19 protein-coding genes, 1 tRNA gene and 1 pseudogene are annotated in these 20,053 nt (G+C 62.9%); 17 read left to right on the top strand and 4 right to left on the bottom strand.

What is annotated here, in order from left to right; translation table 11 throughout:
* Positions 1-91 precede the first annotated feature (91 nt).
* From HB778_RS18865 to HB778_RS18835, 7 genes and pseudogenes are all read left to right on the top strand, one after another.
* The gene (locus HB778_RS18865; protein WP_183455981.1) at positions 92-754 is read left to right on the top strand and encodes a c-type cytochrome; all 663 of its coding nucleotides are present in this window, start codon (positions 92-94) and stop codon (positions 752-754) included.
* Positions 755-921: 167 nt separating this feature from the next.
* Positions 922-2,799, top strand: coding sequence for an extracellular solute-binding protein (locus tag HB778_RS18860; protein ID WP_183455979.1), 1,878 nt, complete (start codon positions 922-924; stop codon positions 2,797-2,799).
* A gap of 14 nt (positions 2,800-2,813) precedes the next feature.
* On the top strand, positions 2,814-4,682 hold the full coding sequence (locus tag HB778_RS18855; protein WP_183455978.1) for an extracellular solute-binding protein: 1,869 nt from the start codon (positions 2,814-2,816) through the stop codon (positions 4,680-4,682).
* Positions 4,683-4,712: 30 nt separating this feature from the next.
* Entirely contained in the window at positions 4,713-5,810 is a 1,098-nt protein-coding gene (locus HB778_RS18850; RefSeq protein WP_183455976.1) for a microcin C ABC transporter permease YejB, read from the top strand.
* Positions 5,810-6,955 (top strand): ABC transporter permease, encoded by a 1,146-nt coding sequence (locus HB778_RS18845; protein WP_183455973.1) that lies wholly within the window; start codon positions 5,810-5,812, stop codon positions 6,953-6,955. Before HB778_RS18850 ends, HB778_RS18845 begins: the two co-directional genes overlap by 1 nt.
* On the top strand, positions 6,952-8,583 hold the full coding sequence (locus HB778_RS18840; protein ID WP_183455971.1) for an ABC transporter ATP-binding protein: 1,632 nt from the start codon (positions 6,952-6,954) through the stop codon (positions 8,581-8,583). The genes HB778_RS18845 and HB778_RS18840 overlap by 4 nt, the downstream gene beginning before the upstream one ends.
* 29 nt (positions 8,584-8,612) lie before the next feature.
* Positions 8,613-9,553 (top strand): annotated as a pseudogene (locus tag HB778_RS18835) (2-hydroxyacid dehydrogenase).
* Between the two features lie 75 nt (positions 9,554-9,628).
* Here HB778_RS18835 and HB778_RS18830 read toward each other — a convergent pair.
* The 3 genes from HB778_RS18830 to HB778_RS18820 form a co-directional block, all read right to left on the bottom strand.
* On the bottom strand, positions 9,629-10,156 hold the full coding sequence (locus HB778_RS18830; RefSeq protein WP_183455969.1) for an AAA family ATPase: 528 nt from the start codon (positions 10,154-10,156) through the stop codon (positions 9,629-9,631).
* 71 nt (positions 10,157-10,227) lie between these two features.
* Positions 10,228-10,590: a hypothetical protein gene (locus tag HB778_RS18825; RefSeq protein WP_183455967.1), complete on the bottom strand. Its 363-nt coding sequence runs from the start codon at positions 10,588-10,590 to the stop codon at positions 10,228-10,230.
* 125 nt (positions 10,591-10,715) lie between these two features.
* On the bottom strand, positions 10,716-11,633 hold the full coding sequence (locus HB778_RS18820) for a class I SAM-dependent DNA methyltransferase (protein WP_183455965.1): 918 nt from the start codon (positions 11,631-11,633) through the stop codon (positions 10,716-10,718).
* Positions 11,634-11,786: 153 nt separating this feature from the next.
* Here HB778_RS18820 and HB778_RS18815 point away from each other — a divergent pair, with 153 nt between their 5' ends.
* Both HB778_RS18815 and HB778_RS18810 read left to right on the top strand, forming a co-directional pair.
* The gene (locus HB778_RS18815) at positions 11,787-12,794 is read left to right on the top strand and encodes a ligase-associated DNA damage response exonuclease (protein WP_183455963.1); all 1,008 of its coding nucleotides are present in this window, start codon (positions 11,787-11,789) and stop codon (positions 12,792-12,794) included.
* 4 nt (positions 12,795-12,798) lie between these two features.
* Positions 12,799-14,400, top strand: coding sequence for a cisplatin damage response ATP-dependent DNA ligase (locus HB778_RS18810; RefSeq protein WP_183455961.1), 1,602 nt, complete (start codon positions 12,799-12,801; stop codon positions 14,398-14,400).
* A 12-nt stretch (positions 14,401-14,412) separates the two neighbouring features.
* On the opposite strand, the gene HB778_RS18805 is transcribed toward HB778_RS18810, so the two are convergent.
* Positions 14,413-15,558 carry a hypothetical protein gene (locus HB778_RS18805; RefSeq protein WP_183455959.1) on the bottom strand — a complete coding sequence of 382 codons (1,146 nt, stop codon included), beginning with the start codon at positions 15,556-15,558 and terminating at the stop codon, positions 14,413-14,415.
* A gap of 289 nt (positions 15,559-15,847) precedes the next feature.
* On the opposite strand from HB778_RS18805, the gene HB778_RS18800 reads away from it, so the two are divergent.
* The 8 genes from HB778_RS18800 (at position 15,848) to HB778_RS18765 (ending at position 20,018) form a co-directional block, all read left to right on the top strand.
* Positions 15,848-15,923, top strand: a tRNA-Thr gene (locus tag HB778_RS18800).
* A gap of 270 nt (positions 15,924-16,193) precedes the next feature.
* Entirely contained in the window at positions 16,194-16,886 is a 693-nt protein-coding gene (locus HB778_RS18795) for a class I SAM-dependent methyltransferase (RefSeq protein WP_183455957.1), read from the top strand.
* 116 nt (positions 16,887-17,002) lie between these two features.
* The gene (locus HB778_RS18790; RefSeq protein WP_183455955.1) at positions 17,003-17,440 is read left to right on the top strand and encodes a VOC family protein; all 438 of its coding nucleotides are present in this window, start codon (positions 17,003-17,005) and stop codon (positions 17,438-17,440) included.
* Positions 17,441-17,572: 132 nt separating this feature from the next.
* The gene (locus tag HB778_RS18785; RefSeq protein ID WP_019863018.1) at positions 17,573-17,761 is read left to right on the top strand and encodes a YodC family protein; all 189 of its coding nucleotides are present in this window, start codon (positions 17,573-17,575) and stop codon (positions 17,759-17,761) included.
* 219 nt (positions 17,762-17,980) lie between these two features.
* Positions 17,981-18,424 carry an EF-hand domain-containing protein gene (locus HB778_RS18780; protein WP_183455953.1) on the top strand — a complete coding sequence of 148 codons (444 nt, stop codon included), beginning with the start codon at positions 17,981-17,983 and terminating at the stop codon, positions 18,422-18,424.
* Positions 18,425-18,469: 45 nt separating this feature from the next.
* Complete coding sequence (locus HB778_RS18775) at positions 18,470-19,006, top strand: RNA polymerase sigma factor (RefSeq protein WP_095198433.1); 537 nt, start codon at positions 18,470-18,472, stop codon at positions 19,004-19,006.
* A gap of 113 nt (positions 19,007-19,119) precedes the next feature.
* On the top strand, positions 19,120-19,566 hold the full coding sequence (locus HB778_RS18770; RefSeq protein ID WP_244661511.1) for a hypothetical protein: 447 nt from the start codon (positions 19,120-19,122) through the stop codon (positions 19,564-19,566).
* Positions 19,563-20,018 carry a periplasmic heavy metal sensor gene (locus HB778_RS18765; RefSeq protein WP_183455949.1) on the top strand — a complete coding sequence of 152 codons (456 nt, stop codon included), beginning with the start codon at positions 19,563-19,565 and terminating at the stop codon, positions 20,016-20,018. Before HB778_RS18770 ends, HB778_RS18765 begins: the two co-directional genes overlap by 4 nt.
* The last annotated feature ends 35 nt before the right edge of the window (positions 20,019-20,053 follow it).

Below are 20,053 nucleotides of genomic sequence, written 5' to 3'. Positions count from 1 at the left end.
CCGCCCGATTTGACCGGCTCTGGAGGGCAGGTCTCGATACCGACGGACGGAGTGGACGGTTCGGTCCGCCGGAAAAGGGAGCAAGGGGCGTATGGATTCCAACGAAGTCAACAAACTGCTCGCCGGATTGCTCGGAACCGTATTCGTCGTTTTCTCGGTTGGCCTGGTGTCGGACGCGCTGTTTGCCTCGCCGGCTCCTGAAAAGCCCGGCTTCGCCATCGAAGTGACGGAGCCCGCCGAAGGCGGCCCGGCAGCACCCGCCGCCGAAGCCAAGCCGATCGCCGATCTGCTGCAGACCGCCAATGTCGAGGCGGGCGCCGCCGTGTTCAAGAAATGCCAAGCCTGCCATTCCGGCGAAAAGGGCGGCCCCAACAAGGTCGGCCCTGATCTGTGGGATCTCGTCGACCGCCCGGTCGCCGAACATGAAGGTTTTGCCTATTCGGCCGGCATGAAGGAATTCTCCAAGGGCGGCTCCGAGAAGTGGACCTACGACAACATCAACCACTTCATCACCTCGCCGAAGAAGTTCGTGAAGGGCACGGCCATGGGCTTCGCCGGCCTGCCCAAGGACGAGGACCGCGCCAACGTCATCGCCTATCTGCGCACGCTGTCGGACAGCCCGAAGCCGCTGCCTGCGCCTGGTGCCGCCGCTGACGCCAGCGCGCCCGCCAAGCCGGCTGACGGCGCGGCACCGGCCAAGCCTGCCGCACCGGCCGCTCCCGCGGCACCAGCACCGGCCGCGCCGGCCAAATAACCGAATTGTCATCGAAGCGTTCATAGAAAAGCCGGGTTCTGCCCGGCTTTTTCGTTAGGAAAAACGCATATGCGGCGACAAAGCCGCGCATGGCGGTTTTCACGCGCGGCAAATCATCTAGATTGCCCTTCTGGATGATCTGGCACGCATCGCGAAGAGGATAGTGCATGACGGTTGGCCGAACGCTTCTCAAGTCGCTGCTGGCGGCGAGCCTGCTGGCGGCGGGATTGCAGACGAGCCGGGCCGACGAGTGGCGGACCACCTCATCGCTGATCGGCGAGTCCAAATACGGCGACAATTTTCAGCACTACGACTACGTCAACCCGAACGCGCCCAAGGGCGGCACGTTGAATTCGGTGCTGCTCGGCACCTATGACAGCTTCAACCCCTATATCGTGCAGGGATCGCCGGCGGCAGGCCTCGTCGGCTTCGGTGGCGGCCTGCTCTACGACACGCTGATGGAGCAGGCGACGGACGAGGGCAGCACCAGCCACCCGCTCATTGCCGATGCCTATAAATATCCGGCTGATTATTCCTCGGCGACCTACCGGCTCGATCCGCGCGCGAAGTGGCATGACGGCCAGCCGATCACCGTCGACGACGTGATCTGGTCATTCCAGGTGCTGAAGGCCAACAGCCCGCAATATAGCCGCTATTTCGAGAACGTCACCGACGCGGTCGCCATCTCCGACCGCGAAGTCGAGTTCCATTTCAATCAGAAAGGCAACCGCGAACTGCCGAAGATCATCGGCGACCTCGCCGTGCTGCCAAAACACTGGTGGGAAGGCATCGACGCCAGCGGCAAGAAGCGCGACGTCACCAAGCCGACGCTGGAAATCCCGCTGGGTTCAGCCGCCTACAAGATCGGCAGCTTCAAGCCGGGCTCGGAAATCGTCTGGCAGCGCGTGCCGGACTATTGGGCGGCCAAGCTGCCGGTGAAGATCGGCCGCGAGAATTTCGACACGCAGCGTTTCACCTATATCCTCGACGACAATGCTGCATGGCTGGCTTTCACCAAGGGCGGACTGGAAGATCTCAACCGCGAATACAGCTCGCGCAAATGGGCGACGGCCTATACTTTCCCGGCCATCAAGGCTGGCGACGTCATCAAGAAGAGTTTCGAGAGCCACTCGCCGCAGCCGATGCAGGGCTTTGTCCTCAACCAGCGGCGGCCACAGTTCCAGGACCGGCTGGTGCGTGAGGCGCTGACCATTCCGTTCGATTTCGAGTCGATGAACCGCACCTTGTTTTTCGGCTTCAACACCCGCACGTCGAGCTATTTCCAGGGCACGGACCTGGCGTCGAGCGGACTGCCGCAAGGCAAGGAACTGGACATCCTGGAAAAGTATCGTGACAAGCTGCCGCCAGAGCTCTTCACGCAGGAGTTCAAGCTGCCGGTCTACGATTCGCCGCAAGCGGAACGGAAGTACCTGAAACAGGCCGTCGACCTCTTCGCCAAGGCCGGCTGGGTGATCAAGGGCGGCAAGATGGTCAATGCCAAGACCGGCGAACCGTTCAAGTTCGAGATCCTCGGCTGGAACGACACCGACCAGGTGATCGCCAGTCCCTACATCGCCAATCTGCGCAAGATCGGGGTCGACGCTTCCCTGCGCATCATCGACCAGACGCAGTACATCAACCGTGTCACCCATTTCGATTTCGACGTCGTCACGGGTCTGTTCGGCCAGTCGGACTCGGCCGGCAACGAGCAGCGGGATTTCTGGGGCTCGAAGGCCGCCGATACGCCGGGCTCGCGCAATCTCATGGGCATCAAGGATCTGACCGTCGACGCGCTGGTCGACCGTGTCATCTTCGCCACTGACCGCGAGGATCTCGTCGCCGCCACCCACGCACTCGACCGCGTATTGCTGTGGAACTTCTACGTCGTGCCGCAATATTACCGCTCGGCGATCTGGCTGGCCTACTGGGATAAATTCGGCATCCCAGACAAGCAACCCGCCTATGCCGGCTATGATCCCGACTCCTGGTGGATCGACCTCGACAAGGAAAAGGCGCTGGCGGCCAAATACAAGGGCGGCAATTGATGGGGCGGCGATCGATGGCAGTGCTGCCCCGCCGCGATTTCCTGGCATTGGGCGGTGCCGCCGCTGCCGCGGCCTTGCTGCCGGGCAAAGCCTTCGCCACCACCCCGACCGGCACCAAACTGCACGGCCTGTCGGCCTTTGGCGACCTCAAATACAGGCCGGATTTCACCCATTTCGACTACGTCAATCCGGACGCCCCCAAGGGCGGCCAGATGAATTTCGCGCCGCCGAACGCCACCTTCAATCAAAGCTTCCTGACCTTCAACACGTTGAATTCCCTGGTCCTGAAAGGAGACGCGCCGCCGCGCACCGAACTCTGCTTCGATTCGCTGATGGCAAGCGCGCTCGATGAACCGGATGCGGTCTATGGCCTGCTTGCCGAGTCCGTTACCTTGTCGCCAGATCGCAACGGCTTCCGTTTCAGCCTCAGGCCGCAAGCGCGTTTCAATGACGGCTCGCCACTAACCGCACAAGACGTTGCCTTCGCACTGAAGCTTTACAAGGATCAGGGCCATCCGAGCCTTTCCAAGGCGTTGCGGTATATGACGGATGCCGTCGCCGTCGATCCCGTCACCGTCGATCTCACCTTCAACGGCGAACAGTCCGCGCAAAACATCCTTGTGGTGGTGGGGATGCCCATCGTGTCCAAGGCCTTTTATACGGCCAATGAATTCGATGCCTCGACCATGACACCGCCGCTTGGCTCTGGCCCCTACAAGATAGGGCGCGTATCAGCCGGACAGACTGTCGAATATGACCGCGTAGCCGACTATTGGGGCCGCGATCTCGCGGTGAACCGCGGCCTGTACAATTTCGACCGTATCCGCATCGACTTCTATCTCGACCGGCAGGCCGCATTCGAGGCCTTCAAGAAAGGCGACACGCATTTTCGCGAGGAATTCACCTCACGGGTATGGGCGACCGGATACGACTTTCCGGCGTTGAACGATGGCAAGGTCGTCAAACGGGAATTTCCCGGCGAGAAGACGCCGGACATGCAGGGCGTCGCGCTGAACCAGCGCCGTCCGCAATTTCGCGATGAGCGGGTGCGACGGGCGATCGCCAACTGCTTCGATTTCGAATGGATGAAGCGCGCTCTGTTTTACGGCTCTTACGAGCGCTCGCAATCGAACTTCGAACGGTCGGACTACAAGGCCGAGGGCCTGCCCTCATCAGGGGAATTGGCCCTGCTGGAGCCGTTCCGGGCCGAGTTGCCGCCAGAAGTCTTTGGTGAAGCGGTCACGCTGCCTCTCTCGGACGGTTCAGGTCATGACCGTAAGCTGCTGAGCGCGGCTTCGAAACTGCTCGCCGAAGCCGGCTGGAAGCGCGCGGGCAGTTTTGTCGTCAACGACAAGGGCGAACGGCTGAAGGTGGAAATGCTGGCGGAGGACGATGGCATCGTTCGCATTTTCACCCCGTGGTCCGAGAACATGAAGGCGATCGGGATCGATGCTTCGATCCGGCAGGTCGATTCAGCGCAATATGAACAGCGGCAGAGTGATTTCGATTTCGACCTCAACGTCCTCCATTGGTCGATTGGGGCAACGCCCACGGCCGACAGCCTGGAGATGCTCTATGATTCCCGAATGGCGGAAACGCCGGGACAGCGCAACTATCCAGGCACGCAAAGCAAGGCCATCGACGCACTGATCGTAGCGGCCGGCAAGGCGCAGAGCCGAACAGAACTCGTCACCGCGCTTAGAGCGCTCGACCGGGTCTTGCGCGCGCGGCTAGACTGGATTCCAACATACTATCTGGCGAATCACCGCGTCGCCTATTGGGACATGTTCGGCTTTGTCGAGCAAAAGCCCGATTTCGGCTTTCCGGTCGAGACGCTGTGGTGGTTCGATAAGGGCAAGGCGGCAAAAATTGGCAAAGGGTGAAATGTCGGTCCGCAGAGGGCAGGAAGCCTGATGGGCGCCTATATACTGCGCCGCATCCTTTTGATGATCCCGACGCTGTTCGGCATCATGGCGATCTCCTTCGCCGTCATCCAGTTCGCGCCGGGCGGCCCGGTCGAGCAGGTCATCGCCAAGCTGACCAACCAGGGCGGCAGCGACCGCCTCGGCGGTGGCGGCGGCGATGCGGGCGGTGGTTCCAATTTCGATGCCGCCGGCGACGTCAGCTCGAAATACCGCGGCGCGCAGGGGCTCGACCCGGAATTCATCAAGAAGCTGGAGAAGCAGTTCGGCTTTGACAAGCCGCCGCTCGAGCGCTTCGGCATGATGCTGTGGAACTACGCCCGCTTTGATTTCGGCAACAGCTATTTCCGCGATATCTCGGTGCTCGACCTGATCCTGGAAAAAATGCCGGTGTCGATTTCGATCGGGCTTTGGATCACGCTCTTGTCCTATCTGATTTCCATTCCGCTCGGCATCCGCAAGGCGGTCAAGGACGGCACCCCCTTCGACATCTGGACGAGCGGCGTCGTCATCGTCGGCTATGCCATTCCGGGCTTCCTGTTCGGCATCATGCTGATGGTGCTGTTCGCCGGCGGATCCTTCTGGGACTGGTTTCCGTTGCGCGGCATCGTCTCGGACAATTGGGACCAACTGTCCTGGCCAGGCAAGATCGTCGACTATTTCTGGCACATGACCCTGCCGCTGACGGCGCTGGTGCTGTCGGCCTTCGCCACGACGACGCTGCTCACCAAGAACTCGTTCCTGGAGGAGATCCGCAAGCAGTATGTGGTGACGGCGCGCGCCAAGGGTCTCTCGGAGCGGCAGGTGCTTTACGGCCACGTCTTCCGCAATGCCATGCTGATCGTCATCGCCGGCTTCCCCGGCGCCTTCATCTCGGCCTTCTTCACCGGTTCGCTGCTGATCGAGAACATCTTTTCCCTCGACGGCCTCGGCCTGCTCGGCTTCCGCTCGGTGGTCGAGCGCGACTATCCCGTCGTCTTCGCCAACCTCTACATCTTCTCGCTTCTCGGCCTGTTCGTCGGATTGCTGTCCGACCTCATCTACACCTGGGTCGATCCGCGCATCGATTTCGAGCGGAGAGATATCTGATGTCGGAGGCAAGCGTTACTGCCGGCGTGGTGCCGGAGCGGATGCCACGGCCGTTCCTGTCGCCGCTCAACAAGCGCCGCCTGCAGAACTTCAAGGCCAATAAGCGTGGCTACTGGTCGTTGTGGTTCTTCCTCGTCCTGTTCGTGCTGTCGCTGTTTGCCGAATTCATCGCCAACGACAAGCCGATCATTGCCTCCTACAAGGGCGAAATCCTGTTTCCGGTTCTGGTCGCCTACCCCGAGGAAAAGTTCGGCGGCTTCTATGCGGTCACCGATTATCGCGATCCGGTGATCCAGGACGAGATCAACGCCAATGGCTGGATGATCTGGCCGCCGATCCGCTATTCCTACCAGACCGTCAACAACGCCATCCCGGAAGCGGCACCCGCCAAGCCGTCCTGGCAGTATGACGCCACGAAGCGCTGCAACCAGTATCCGCAAGGGGCTGCCGACCCGGCATGCATCGTCGGCAACTGGAACTGGCTCGGCACCGACGACCAGGCGCGTGACGTGCTGGCGCGCGTCATCTACGGCTTCCGCATTTCGGTGCTGTTCGGCCTGATCCTGACCGCCGGCTCGGCCCTGATCGGCGTCGGCGCCGGCGCCCTGCAGGGCTATTTCGGCGGCTGGACGGATCTGCTGTTCCAGCGCTTCATCGAAATCTGGTCGGCGATCCCGGTGCTCTATCTCCTGCTCATCGTCGCCGCCATCCTGCCGCCGGGCTTCTTCATCCTGCTCGGCCTGATGCTGTTGTTCTCCTGGGTGGCGCTGGTCGGCGTGGTGCGAGCCGAATTCCTGCGCGCCCGCAACTTCGAATATGTCAACGCGGCGCGCGCGCTCGGCGTGCCCAACCGCACCATAATGTTCCGGCATTTGTTGCCCAACGCCATGGTGGCGACATTGACCTTCCTGCCGTTCCTGCTTTCGGGCTCGATCTCGACCCTGACCTCGCTCGACTATCTCGGCTTCGGCCTGCCGCCCGGCTCGGCCTCGCTCGGCGAGTTGCTGAAGCAGGCGCAGCGCAATCTCAACGCGCCGTGGCTCGGCATTTCCGGCTTCGTCGTCATCTCGCTGATGCTGTCGCTGCTGGTGTTTGTCGGCGAGGCGACGCGCGACGCCTTCGATCCGCGCAAGACGTTCAAATGAGCGAAGCGCCTCTGCTCAGCGTACAGGACCTCAGCGTCGCCTTCAGCCAGGGCGGCGGCCAGTCTGTCGCCGTCGACCACATCTCCTTCGACATCGCCAAGGGTGAGACAGTGGCGCTGGTCGGCGAATCCGGCTCCGGCAAATCGGTCTCGGCGCTGTCGGTGCTGAAACTGCTGCCCTATCCGACAGCCAACCACCCCTCGGGAAAGATCCTGTTCCAGGGCGCCGACCTGCTGGCGATGAACGAGAAACAGTTGCGGCAGGTTCGCGGCAACAAGATCACCATGATCTTCCAGGAGCCGATGACCTCGCTCAATCCGCTGCACACGATCGAGCAGCAGATCGTCGAAATCCTGAAGCTGCATCAGGGCATGGCCGACCGGCCGGCCAAGGCGCGCACCCTGGCTTTGCTCAACGAGGTCGGCATCCGCGACCCGCAGAAGCGGCTCGACGCCTATCCGCACCAGCTGTCCGGCGGCCAGCGGCAGCGCGTCATGATCGCCATGGCGCTGGCCAACGAACCGGAACTGCTGATCGCCGACGAGCCGACAACGGCGCTCGACGTCACCGTGCAGGCGCAGATCCTCGAACTGCTGGCGGGCCTCAAAAGCCGCAAGGGCATGTCGATGCTGTTCATCACCCATGATCTCGGTATCGTCAGGAAGATCGCCGACCGGGTCTGCGTGATGACCAAGGGCAAGATCGTCGAGACCGGGCCGACCAAGGACATCTTCGCCAACCCGCAGCACGCCTATACCAAGCATTTGCTGGCCGCCGAGCCGAAAGGCAAGCCGCCGGCCGCCAATGCCAATGCCAAGCCGGTGATGACCGGCAACGACATAAAAGTCTGGTTTCCGATCAAGCAGGGCTTCTTCCGGCGCACCGTCGACCATGTGAAGGCGGTCGACGGCATCGATGTCACCGTGCGCGCCGGCCAGACGCTGGGCGTGGTCGGCGAATCCGGTTCGGGCAAGACGACGCTCGGCCTGGCACTGGCGCGCATGATCTCGTCGACCGGAACCATCCAGTTCAACGGCCGCGACATCAACCAGCTCACCTTCAACGCCATGCGGCCGCTCAGGCGCGAATTGCAGATCGTGTTCCAGGATCCGTTCGGTTCGCTCAGCCCGCGCATGTCGATCGCCGAGATCATCGAGGAAGGCCTCAAGATCCATGAGCCGAAGCTGTCGCCAGATGAACGCGACGACAAGGTGGCCGCCGTGCTGAAGGAGGTCGGCCTCGATCCGGCGACCCGCAACCGCTATCCGCACGAGTTTTCCGGCGGCCAGCGCCAGCGTGTCGCCATCGCGCGCGCCATGGTGCTCAACCCGCGCTTCGTCATGCTGGACGAGCCGACATCGGCGCTCGACATGAGCGTGCAGGCGCAGGTCGTCGACCTCTTGCGCAATCTGCAGGCCAAGCACGACCTCGCCTATCTCTTCATCAGCCATGACCTCAAGGTCATCCGGGCGCTTGCCAACGACGTTATCGTCATGCGCAATGGCCAGATCGTCGAAGCCGGTCCTTCCCAGCAGATTTTTGAAAATCCGCAAACCGACTATACTCGGGCACTGATCTCGGCCGCCTTCAAGATAGAGACGGCGCCGGTCGGCATCGTCAGCGAGTAATTTGCGTAAAGAAGGACTAGAATACCGCGATGGAAAAAGGCCGCATCCTGCTTGCCGTCACCGGCTTTCATCCGCAGCGTTGGCGCGAGCTGTTGTCGGCCGAGCGCGAGGTGGTGCTGGAGCCGGACGGCGCCAAGGATCCGTCGATCACCTATGCGGTGGTGTGGAAGCAGAAGCCCAACCTGTTGTCGTCGCTGCCCAATCTGCGCGCCATCTTCTCAATCGGCGCCGGCGTCGACCATATCTTCGCCGATCCCGGCCTGCCTGACGTGCCAATCGTCAAGGTCGTCGCCGACAATCTCACCCAATACATGACCGAATATGTCGTCTGGCGGGTGCTCGATCATCATCGCCAGGGCCTGCTCTTTCGGCAGCAGCAGCAAAAGAAGATCTGGCACGAGCCGCCGCAGCGACCGGCCGGCGACATTTCCGTCGGCATTATGGGGCTCGGCAATCTCGGCCGCGCCGCGCCTCGGTGCTGCTGTCGCTCGGCTTCGCGGTCAATGGCTGGTCGCGCAACGACCGGCCGATGCAAGGGGTGGCGACCTATTCCGGCGAGGCCGGTTTGATCCCCTTCCTCAAGGCGACCGATATTCTCGTCGTGCTGTTGCCGCTGACGCCGGACACGCAAGGCATCATCAACTACGGTGTGCTGAAGGAATTGCGTAAGCGCAACGGCCTCGGCGGCTCGGTGCTGATCAACGCCGGACGCGGCCGCCTGCAGAAGGACGCCGACATCGTGCGGGCGCTGGATGACGGCACGCTGAAGGAGGCGAGCCTCGATGTGTTTGAGGTCGAACCGCTGCCCAAGACCAGCCCGTTATGGAACCATCCAAAGGTGTTCGTGACGCCGCACGCCGCGGCGACCTCCGATCCCATGCATCTGGCGCCGATCATGCTGCGCCAGATGGACGCCTTCGAGCGCGGCGAAAAGCTCGAGAATCTGGTAGACCGCAAGGCGGGATATTAGAGCAATTCCAGGAAAAGTGTGAAGCGGTTTTCCGTCCGGAATTGCGTCAAAACAAATAGACTCTTGCCAGGACCCTTACCTGGCCAGATCCCATTGCCTGAAGCATTCTTTGATCGCTCTCACGGACGATAGCTGCAGTTTTGGCAGGTCGAGCTCTTCGAACATCGCCTGGTATCTCTGGCGGTTTTTCGGCGTGGTCACGGCAATATGGCGGATCATGTCCCATTTGACGCTGTCGCGCCCGCCCTCCAAGGCACCGCGCCTGTTCGTCTCAAACCAGCTTCGCCTGAAATAGCGCAACAGACTTGCCGGCGTGGAGATATCCAGCAGGATCAATCCCGTCGCCCGCTGAAAGCGTTGCGGCATGCAGATCGAGTAATTTCCGTCCATGATCCAGCGATCGCCAGCGATTGCGGCGTCGTGCAAGGCGATGAATTCGCCCTTTGGACGCGGCTCCCAGTCGGTGTTGGGCAGATGATGAAGCAGATCGAGGTGAACGGGCTCCAGGCCACGCTTGCGGGCAATCGCGTCGGCCAGGGTCGACTTGCCGCTGTTGGATGGCCCCAGGATGCAGATGCGGTCGCCAAGGTCCGAGAGTTTCATCCGATAGCGCCCTCGCGAGGACATAGCCCGCTGCCTGCGACCAATTTTCGACCAGTAGCTGTGCCGTATCCTTAACTCGGCAGAGCGAACTTCTTCTTCTGATTGTCCGGCTTGCCGCAGTCGCGGCGCTCCATGGACCGGTTCATGGCATCGATCTCGCCTGCCGCCTTGTCGCTGTCGCGCTGGGCCTTGGAGCGCATGTCGGGCGTGAACGGGCCGAAACCCATCGCGGGATTGTAGAAGGTCGGCTTCGCGGTCACCGGAAGGTTGTTTTGCTGCGCCAGGCCATCGCGCTGCACCAGCAACTGATCGCATGGCACAGTGTCATACTGCAGGGAGGACTCGATGTTGGCGTCCTGGCGTTCGGACATCGAATTGCCGACGCAGCCGGCTGTTGCCAGGCAAGAGGCCAAGATCATCATGTTCCAGCGCATCCGGTATCCTCCTGATATCCCGCCCTGATGCGACCAGATCGCAAATATCAGTCGCGCACGCAAATTGGACTTTTTCGCAGCAGCACTGAGTCGTGGCGGCGCCACCGCACGATGATCCTGCAACTTCAAGCGGCGTGAGTCTTCCGTGCCACAACGGCCAAGCCTTTGACGGGCTCGCGGCGATCCTGCCGGATGGTCGTTGGCTCCAGCGCCAGGATCGAAAGCCCGCTGGCCTCGAGCAGGCGCCTGACATAGCCATCCGAATGGGCGTAGCGCCGTGAGGGCTGCAGCGCGAAATCGCCGTCGCCTGCCAGGCTTTCGACGGAGAAGGCAAACAAGCCGCCGTCGGCGAGCAGGCCAGCCACCGTGCCCACCAGACCATCGAGTGCGCCGATGTAGATCAGGACGTCGGCTGACGTCACCAGATCGGGCTTGTCGCCTGAATGCGAGAACCCCTGCAGATCCGCTTTTGTCAGTGCGTCATAGATGCCTTTCGCCCGCGCCTTCTTCAGCATCCTGGCGGAGATGTCGACGCCTTCCAGCCGGTCGACGATCGGCCGCAGCCTCTCGCCCATCAGCCCGGTGCCGCAGCCAAGGTCGAGCGCCAGGCGGAAGCGGCCCGGCTCTGCCTTGCGAATCATGTGCTCGAGGAATTCGGGAAACCGGTAGTCGAGCTTGCCGACCAGCATCTCCTCGAATGTCTCGGCATAGTGGTCGAACAGCGTTTCGACAAAGGCGCTGGGCGGCGCGGTGGCAACCGGACCCTTGCCAATCAGCTGCAATTTGAGGGCCGCGCCCTGGCGATCGGCTGGATCCAGTTTCAGCGACATCGCCCAGGCCTGCGCCGCCAGGTCGAGCCCGCCTGATGCCTCCTGCATCTCGCCGAGGCGAAACCAGCCCATGGCCCATTGCGGCGCCAGCTCCAGCGCACCGAGCAGCAGCTCTGCCGCGGCCGTGTGATCGCCGGAGGCAAAGAGCATCTCGGCATAGTCGGCACGGCGGTCGGCGTTCAGATCGCCCGATGAGGTCTGGAGCGGCTTCATGATGATGGTTCCACCGGCGGAGGCAGCCGGGCCGCCATCTCTGTAAAGCAAAGGAAGCGGGAGCTGAACCGAATTGAGCGTCCTTTGCCAGGAGAGTCAGCAGTCTCCGACGACAGGCTTCCCGCAGCGGAATTATATCCTATCTTGGGGACCATGCGCGCCAGCGACCTGCTTCATCCCCGGCCCGAGGGCCTCTACTGCCCGCCGGGCGACTTCTTCGTCGACCCGGTGCGGCCGGTGGACCGGGCGCTGATCACGCACGGCCATTCCGACCATGCGCGTTCCGGCCACCGCTCGGTGCTGGCGACGCAGCAGACACTCGACATTATGGGCCTGCGCTACGGCGAGGACTTTGCCGGAACGACCCAAGCCGCACGGCTCGGCGAGACGATCGCCCTCGACGACGTCAGCGTCAGCTTCCATCCGGCCGGCCATGTGCTCGGCTCGGCGCAGATATCGGTCGAGCACCAGGGCATGCGCATCGTCGCCTCCGGCGACTACAAAAGGCGCAAGGACGCGACCTGCGCGCCGTTCGAGCCGATCCGCTGCGACGTGTTCATCACAGAGGCGACCTTCGGCCTGCCGGTGTTTCGCCATCCGCCCGACACGGAAGAGATCGCCCGCCTGCTGAAGTCGGCGGCGCAGTTTCCCGAACGCTCGCATCTGGTCGGCGCCTACGCATTGGGCAAGGCGCAGCGGGTGATGCGGCTGTTGCGCGACGCCGGCTATGACAGGCCGCTCTACATCCATGGCGCGCTGGCGAGGCTCAGCGAGTATTACCAGAGCCAGGGCATTGACCTGGGAACGCTGGAACCGGCGACGGTGGAAGGCGGCAAGGGGGACTTTGCCGGCGCCATTGTCGTCGGCCCGCCATCGGCCTTCGCCGACCGCTGGGCGCGGCGCTTCCCAGACCCGATCTCGTGCTTCGCATCGGGCTGGATGCGTATCCGCCAGCGCGCCAAGCAGGGCGGCGTCGAACTGCCGCTGATCATCTCCGACCATGCCGACTGGGACGAACTCACCGCCACCATCAAGGAGACCGGCGCCGAGGAAATCTGGGTGACGCATGGCCGCGAGGAAGCGCTGGTGCGCTGGTGCGAGCTGGAAGGCATTGCGGCGAGGCCACTGCATCTGGTGGGCTATGAGGACGAGGGCGATTGATGGCATGAACCGCTTCGCCGAACTCCTCGATCGCCTGGTGCTGACGCCGTCGCGCAACGGCAAGCTGACGCTGCTGGTCGACTATTTCCGCACCGTCGAGGACCCCGATCGTGGGCTGGCGCTGGCCGCCATCACTGGCGATCTGAGCATCGCCGCCGTCAAGCCGGCGATGCTGCGCATGCTGGTCACCGAACGCATCGACCCCGTGCTGTTCGGCTATTCCTACGACTATGTCGGCGATCTCGCCGAGACGGTGTCGCTGGTCTGGCCGCAGACATCAGGCAAGTTCCCCAACCGCGAGCCGACGCTTGGCGAGGTCGTGGCCAAATTGCAGGCGGCAAGCCGCTCCGACGGGCCAAAGGTGCTGGCCAGCTTGCTCGACAGCGCCGGCATCTCGGCGCGCTTTGCCATCATCAAGCTGGTCACCGGCGGCCTGCGCATCGGCGTGTCGGCGCGGTTGGCCAAACAGGCGCTGGCGGATTTCGGCAAGGTCGACGTCGCCGAGATCGAGGAGCTCTGGCACGGGCTGTCGCCGCCTTATACGGCGCTGTTCGCGTGGCTAGAAGGCAAGGCCGAAAAGCCGAAAAACACGGCAATGGCATTGTTCCGCCCGGTGATGCTGTCGAACCCCGTCGGCGACGGCGACCTCGAAAAGCTCGACCCCGCGGACTACGCGGCCGAATGGAAATGGGACGGCATCCGTGTCCAGGCGGTGGCCGAAGGCGGCATCCGCCGGCTCTATTCGCGCACCGGCGACGATGTCTCCGGCGCCTTTCCCGACCTCGCCGACGCCATGCATCTTTCCGCGACGCTGGATGGCGAGCTGCTGGTTGGCGACCCGCGCGAGGCGACGGGGACATTCTCGGACCTGCAGCAGCGGCTGAACCGCAAGACGGTGACGCCGAAAATGCAGCAGCAATACCCGGCCTTCATGCGCTGCTACGACCTGCTCCAGCTCGGCGATGAAGACCTTCGCGCATTGTCGTTCCGGGAACGACGTGGCCGCCTCGAAGCCTTCGTCAAAACGCTCGATCCCAGCCGTTTCGACCTGTCGCCCTTCGTCGCCTTCACGGATTGGCAGGCGCTGGAGGACCTGCGCCGGGCGCCGCCGCATCCGATCATCGAAGGCGTGATGCTGAAGCGCTGGGATTCACCCTATGTCGCTGGCCGGCCGAAAGGCCCGTGGTTCAAGTGGAAGCGCGATCCGCACACGGTGGACGCGGTGCTGATGTATGCCCAGCGCGGCCATGGCAAGCGCTCGAGTTTTTACTCCGACTATACGTTCGGCGTCTGGTCCGGGCCTGAGGGCGAGGAGGAGCTGGTGCCGGTCGGCAAGGCCTATTTCGGCTTCACCGACGAGGAGCTGAAGCAGATCGACAAATATGTCCGGGACAACACGGTCGAGCGTTTCGGGCCTGTGCGTTCGGTGCGGGCGGATCGCGACAATGGCCTGGTGCTGGAAGTCGCCTTCGAAGGGCTCAACCGTTCGACCCGGCATAAATCCGGCGTCGCCATGCGCTTCCCCCGCATTTCACGGCTGCGCTGGGACAAACCGGCCAACGAGGCCGACCGCATCGAGACGCTGCAGGCGCTGCTTGACCGCTAAATGCCGCCGATATTACGGCTCGATCGAGACGCGGATCTCGTAGATGTTGACCGCCTTGCCCTGCTTGTCGAAATCGGAATTGACGGCGATGGTTCCGGCCGAGCCCGGATGCTTGGCGGGGAACTGCACGTCGAACAGATATTCGTTGCGCTGCTGGCCGACCGCGTAGCGCTTGCGGCCGCAATCGCCGAGCTCGCCGAAATTGCAGTCGACGGAGATCTGCGTGTCCTTGCCGTCCTCGGCGCGGGCGATGATATCGAACACGGCGTGCTTGCCGGCGAGCTTCTCCAGCACGCCCTGCCCGACGTCGAAGGCGATCGCCGAACCGGAAGGGCCGGACTGGATGCGCAGGAACGGACCGGTGTCGTCCTTCATCACCGAGGCCTTGGCGTCCGACGGAGCGGCGACATGCGTCGGGTCTGCCGGCGAGAACACATTGATCCAGTTGCGCGACTGGTCCGCGGCACCAGGCTTTGCCGGCGCGTTGGCACCGTCGGCCGGGGTGAAATCGTCGCCTTCGACGGTTGGTGGCGCCTCCGGCGGCGCCGTGTCGAGCTGCGCCGCCGTCTTGAACACACCGGTCTGTATGGCAAAGAACACGCCGATGCCGACCGCCGCAAGCAGGGTGACGGTGAAGAAAATGGCGGTCAGCGGCAGGCGGCGTCCACGAATGCGCCGCTCATCGCGATCGGGCGCCACTTCCGTGGCGGCACCGGGCGCGGCGGGAGCGGACATATCGATGGCCGGCACGCCGGGAAGCGTCGCGTCCGGCATGATGTCGGGAACGACCGGCAGCACGCGCGAGCGCGGCGCATCGGACACGGGCTCTGCGGGCCCGTCGACGGTGATGGCGGGCGATGGCGTCTTGTCGCCGATCTCGATCGCGGGCGCCGCAGTGGCCGCGGGCTCGGCCGCCGGTGCGTCGACCTCCAGGCCCACATCCGGCACCGCCGGCAGGAATTCGGATTCGATTTCGGTGATCGTCGCCTGGATCGCCTTGCGGCGCTTGATGGCGACTTCCACGGTCACGCTGGGATTGGCCTGGAGCGCACGGTCGAGCGCGGCAAAGGCCGACCGATAGACCCTCTCGCGGAACGCGCGGTCCTCGGCATTGCCCTTTTCCAAGGCGTTCCGGATCGCTTTCTCGATCGCGTCCAAGCGAGATCCCTCTGCAAATTGCCCCAATCTTCCCTGATGGTTAGCGGTAGGCGACCAATCAATCAACGGGCGGGCAGCCGCATTCTGCCTCGACGGGCCGTCCAAAGTCCATCTTGGCGGTATTCCGGCAAATAAAATCGCAACATGCCGCCGATTCTCGCACGCCGGGCGGCGCGAACCCCTGGTTTCGATCGCGGCGGCGCTTGTGCATGATTTGGCAACTCGCATCTTGAATTCGCCGCCGGTTGAGTCTATCACCCAGCCCATCTTGGAGGCCTTGGCCTCCCGGGCCGCTTTAGCTCAGTTGGTAGAGCACATCATTCGTAATGATGGGGTCAGGTGTTCGAGTCACCTAAGCGGCACCAATATTTCCCAAGGGTTTGCGGGTTCCCGAGGCGTAGAGCGAAAAACGCCGTCGTAGCACTCTGGCAGCACTTCCTGGCGGCGCTTTTTGCCCTTTTGTTCTTGGTGTGAGATCGCCTCGCATCGGGGTTTAGCGCGCCGATCTGCTGATAAAGCTGGGAAGCGTACGTTCGTGCAGCCCGATAGCATGACGATCAATTGTAGGTCCCACTTGCGTGGTTGCATTGAAGCGGAGAGTGGCGCTAGACAATCCCGGAATAGAGGAGTTAGCAGTGGTCGATTTTGCTAAGTGGTACGAGGGGAAAGAATTTTCCTCCGATTGGACGTCTAATAATTTCCGTGTCTGGAGCGCTTGCCTTGCAAGTATGCGGGATCGACCTCTCAACATCTTGGAAATCGGATCTTGGGAAGGACGTTCCGCGATCTTTTTTCTTGAGTACTGCCATCTGTCGCGGATTACGTGCATCGATCCGTTCGCTGGAGGGCAGAACGAATACGTAACTTTGGCCGGCGGATTTGCCCAAGTAGAACGGCGCTTCGATGCCAACACGGCCTCGTATGGCGGACGCGTCACAAAGCTGAAGTCGATTTCCAGCAAGGCATTGATCGACCTGCAGGACCAAAAAAGATCTTACGACCTGATCTATATCGATGGTGCGCACGACCGGGACGCGGTTCACGTCGATTCCCTTCTGGCGTGGCCTCTACTCAAGAATGGCGGGACCATTATCTGGGACGATTACGCTTGGGAACGGCAACAACCGATCGAAACGAGGCCGGAAGAAGCCATCAATGTTTTCGTGGCTTCCAGACGCAAGGAAATTAAAGTTCTCCATGTCGGGCACCAAATCGTGGCTCAGAAAGTCGATAGCGGAAGGTTTGGTATCGGCTCCGCTATCAACTCTGTCATTTTGAGCACGCTCAGGATGCGACGGCGTCCGCGCTTCGCCAAAGAGGCTCTATAACGAACGAAGGATCACGGTGGGTCGAGGCCAAGGAATTACGCCGCCATGGCCTCGGCGAAGGTCAAAGCGAGTGCAGAACGTACGCGGCCTGGACGGGCGCCTTGGAGATTGGACACATGGCGCTCAAACGGATGGACAATGTCGGAATCGTCGTCGATGACCTCGAAGAGACGATTGATTTCTTTCGCGAGCTCGGCCTTGAGTTCGAAGGAAGGGCCACAATCGAGGGAGAATGGGCCGGACGTGTCACCGGGCTGGGCGATCAGCGCGTCGAGATTGCCATGATGCGCACGCCGGACGGCCACAGCCGGCTCGAACTGTCCCGCTTCCTCACGCCGCCTGTGGTCGCTGATCACCGCAACGCCCCGGTCAACGCTCTGGGCTACCTCCGCGTCATGTTCGCCGTGGACGACATCGACGATGCGCTTGAAAGGCTCCGCAAGCGCGGCGCGCGGCTCGCAGGCGAAGTCGTCCAGTATAAAAACGTCTATCGGCTCTGCTACATCCGCGGGCCCGGAGGCCTTCTCATCGGCCTCGCCCAGGAACTCAGCTGAGAGCAATACGACGACAATGACGAAGGGCCTAGGAGCGGGGTGCTGTGGATCGCGCCGTGGCGATCCATATCCGCCATTGTCGAGACTCAGCTTTGGTGGGAAAGTCGTGAGCCTCAGCATGGGAGGTCGAAAATGCCCAACACTTTCAAGACCGGAGACGTCGTCAAGCTGAAGTCGGGAGGGCCGAAGATGACGGTCAGCGACGGTGCCGCTTCCGGCATGTATCTCTGCCACTGGTTCAACCGCGAAGGCGATGTGTGGATCCCGCAGCATGCGGGCTTCAAACCGGACCAACTGGTGGCCGCCGACCCATCGGCGTAGCCCCTGCCCTTTTGCCAAGGGCGGTGGCCGACCGGCGTGAATTCGGATGACGCCGGATGAGGTTGTGTCGTTCTCGATACCAATATCCGGGTCGGCATCGCCGACCATTGAAAGTATCGGCACAGGCGACCGACGGATTTCCGTCGTCGCGGCGTTTAACGGTTGAAGCGTGACCACGGCATGGGCCGTGGCCGACACGCCAACCGGAGACGCCGAAGCATGATACGCCGTTCGATCCTTGCCGCTGCCTTGAGCCTGCTGACCGTTGCGGCTCTCGCCCAGACGGCGACGCAGCCCACTGCTGCCACGTCTCCTGGCGCCACGCCGCCGGCCGCCGCCCCCGCGACGCCAAAAGCCAGGTCGGAACTCACGCTGGCCAAGTTCCAGAAGCGGCGGGAGAAGGCGATCATGGCCGCCGACACGGATGGTGACGGCAAGATCAGCCTCCTGGAGTGGGAGGCCTTTCAGGCCAAGCGCAACGTCAAGGGCGACGCCGCCAAATCCTTCGCGCGCATCGATTCTAACCATGACGGCTTCATCGATCGCGCCGAACTCGATGCGTTCTTCGCCAAACGCTTTGCCAGACTGGACAAGAATGGCGACGGCATTCTTACGGCCGACGAGATGCCAGGCCACAAATCCGCTCCCAAGCCGGAGCAATGACCAAGAGGCCATGACGCGTGATGGATATCGGGAGTGCGCCAACCGATGAGCGCCGATCCGGACGAGGAGCTGGTTCGTCGGGTCGGCGCTGGCGATCCCGCGGCGGTGCAGACGCTCGTCGCGCGCAAATTGCCGCGCATCCTTTCGCTTGCCGTGCGCATGCTGGGCGACGCGGCGGAGGCCGAGGACGTCGCGCAGGAAACCTTCGTGCGCATCTGGCGCCATGCCTCGAGCTGGCGTCGCGGCAACGCACGCTTCGACAGCTGGATCCACCGGGTGACGCTCAACCTTTGCTACGACCGGCTGCGCAGGCGCCGCGAGTTGGTGACCGACGATTTGCCGGATATGGTCGACCCTGCGCCGCTTCCCGATGCTCGCGAAGAGCCGCGGAGGATCGAGCAGGCCTTGCAGGCAATCGCGCCACGCCAGCGCGAGGCGATCATCCTGGTCTATTATCAGGAGATGTCCAACATAGAGGCGGCCGCGACACTCGAGATCAGCGTCGATGCGCTGGAGAGCCTGCTTTCGCGCGGCCGCCGGGCTTTGCACATGATCCTGGCCAGGGATGGCGTCCATGACTGAGAAGAGCGCGGCCATGAATGGCGCACAGTCACCGAGCATCGAGGGCGTCCGGCGGGGCTGCCTCGTTTCCAACCCGCGTGGGCACGCGGCACCAAGGGGCAAGGGGAAGACAGATGGCTGAAGACATCGAGAACGATCCGGCAATGGACGTAAGGCGTTTCGCGGCGCTCGCCGAAGCCTATGGCGGCGATTTGCGGCGCTGGCCGCAAGCGGAGCGCCAAGCAGCCACCGCCTTTGCTTCAAGCGAGACGGGCCAGGCCATTTCGCGAAAGGCCGGCACGCTTGACGCCCTGCTCGACAGCTACAGCGTCCCGCACCCCGGCAGGGCGCTGCACGACAGCATCCTGCGGGTCGCCGACCGGCACATCGTCCGGCAGCGGCGTCAGCGCTTCTGGTGGCTGGGGCTAGGGCTTGCCGGCATCGGGCTCGCCGGCGCCATCGCCGGATTGGCCCTGGTGACCGTCGTTACACCGGAGGTTCCGCCAGACCACTACGTGCTCGATGCCAATGCGACGGCGTTCGGCGATGCCGGACCCGAGACGATCGAGGAAGACCTATGAGCGCAGCCCGTAACCTCCTCATCGCCTCGGTGGTGCTGAATGTCTTCCTGGCCGGCGCGCTGGCCGGCGGGGCCGTCTGGATAAAAAGCGGCAAGCAGGGCCAGGGCACTTCGCTGGAGGCGGCCGGCGGCCGGCTTCCCGACCAGCAGCGCACGCTGTTCCGCAAGGCGCTGCGCGAGGTCAGGCGCGAATCCCGCGACATCATCCTCGACGGCCAGCAGGCCAGGCGCGAGGCGGCGGATTTGCTGCGGCAACCTGTCCTCGACACGACAGCTTTGTCGGCCGCTCTGGAGCGGGCCCGCAATGCCGACGTCACCGTACGCACGCGGCTGGAGCAGCGCATCGTCGAGTTCGCGGCGACGGGTTCCGCCGAGGATCGCAGCGTGCTGGCGGAGGGGCTCGCGAGACGCAGCGGGACGCAGCCGTCGACAGCGCCAAAAAAATCGCCGTGACGACCGACGGAAAATGCCGACGGCGCCCGTTTAAC

It is taken from the genome of Mesorhizobium huakuii (assembly GCF_014189455.1).
Classification (GTDB): domain Bacteria; phylum Pseudomonadota; class Alphaproteobacteria; order Rhizobiales; family Rhizobiaceae; genus Mesorhizobium; species Mesorhizobium huakuii_A.
This window is presented reverse-complemented; position numbering and strand designations above follow the sequence as displayed.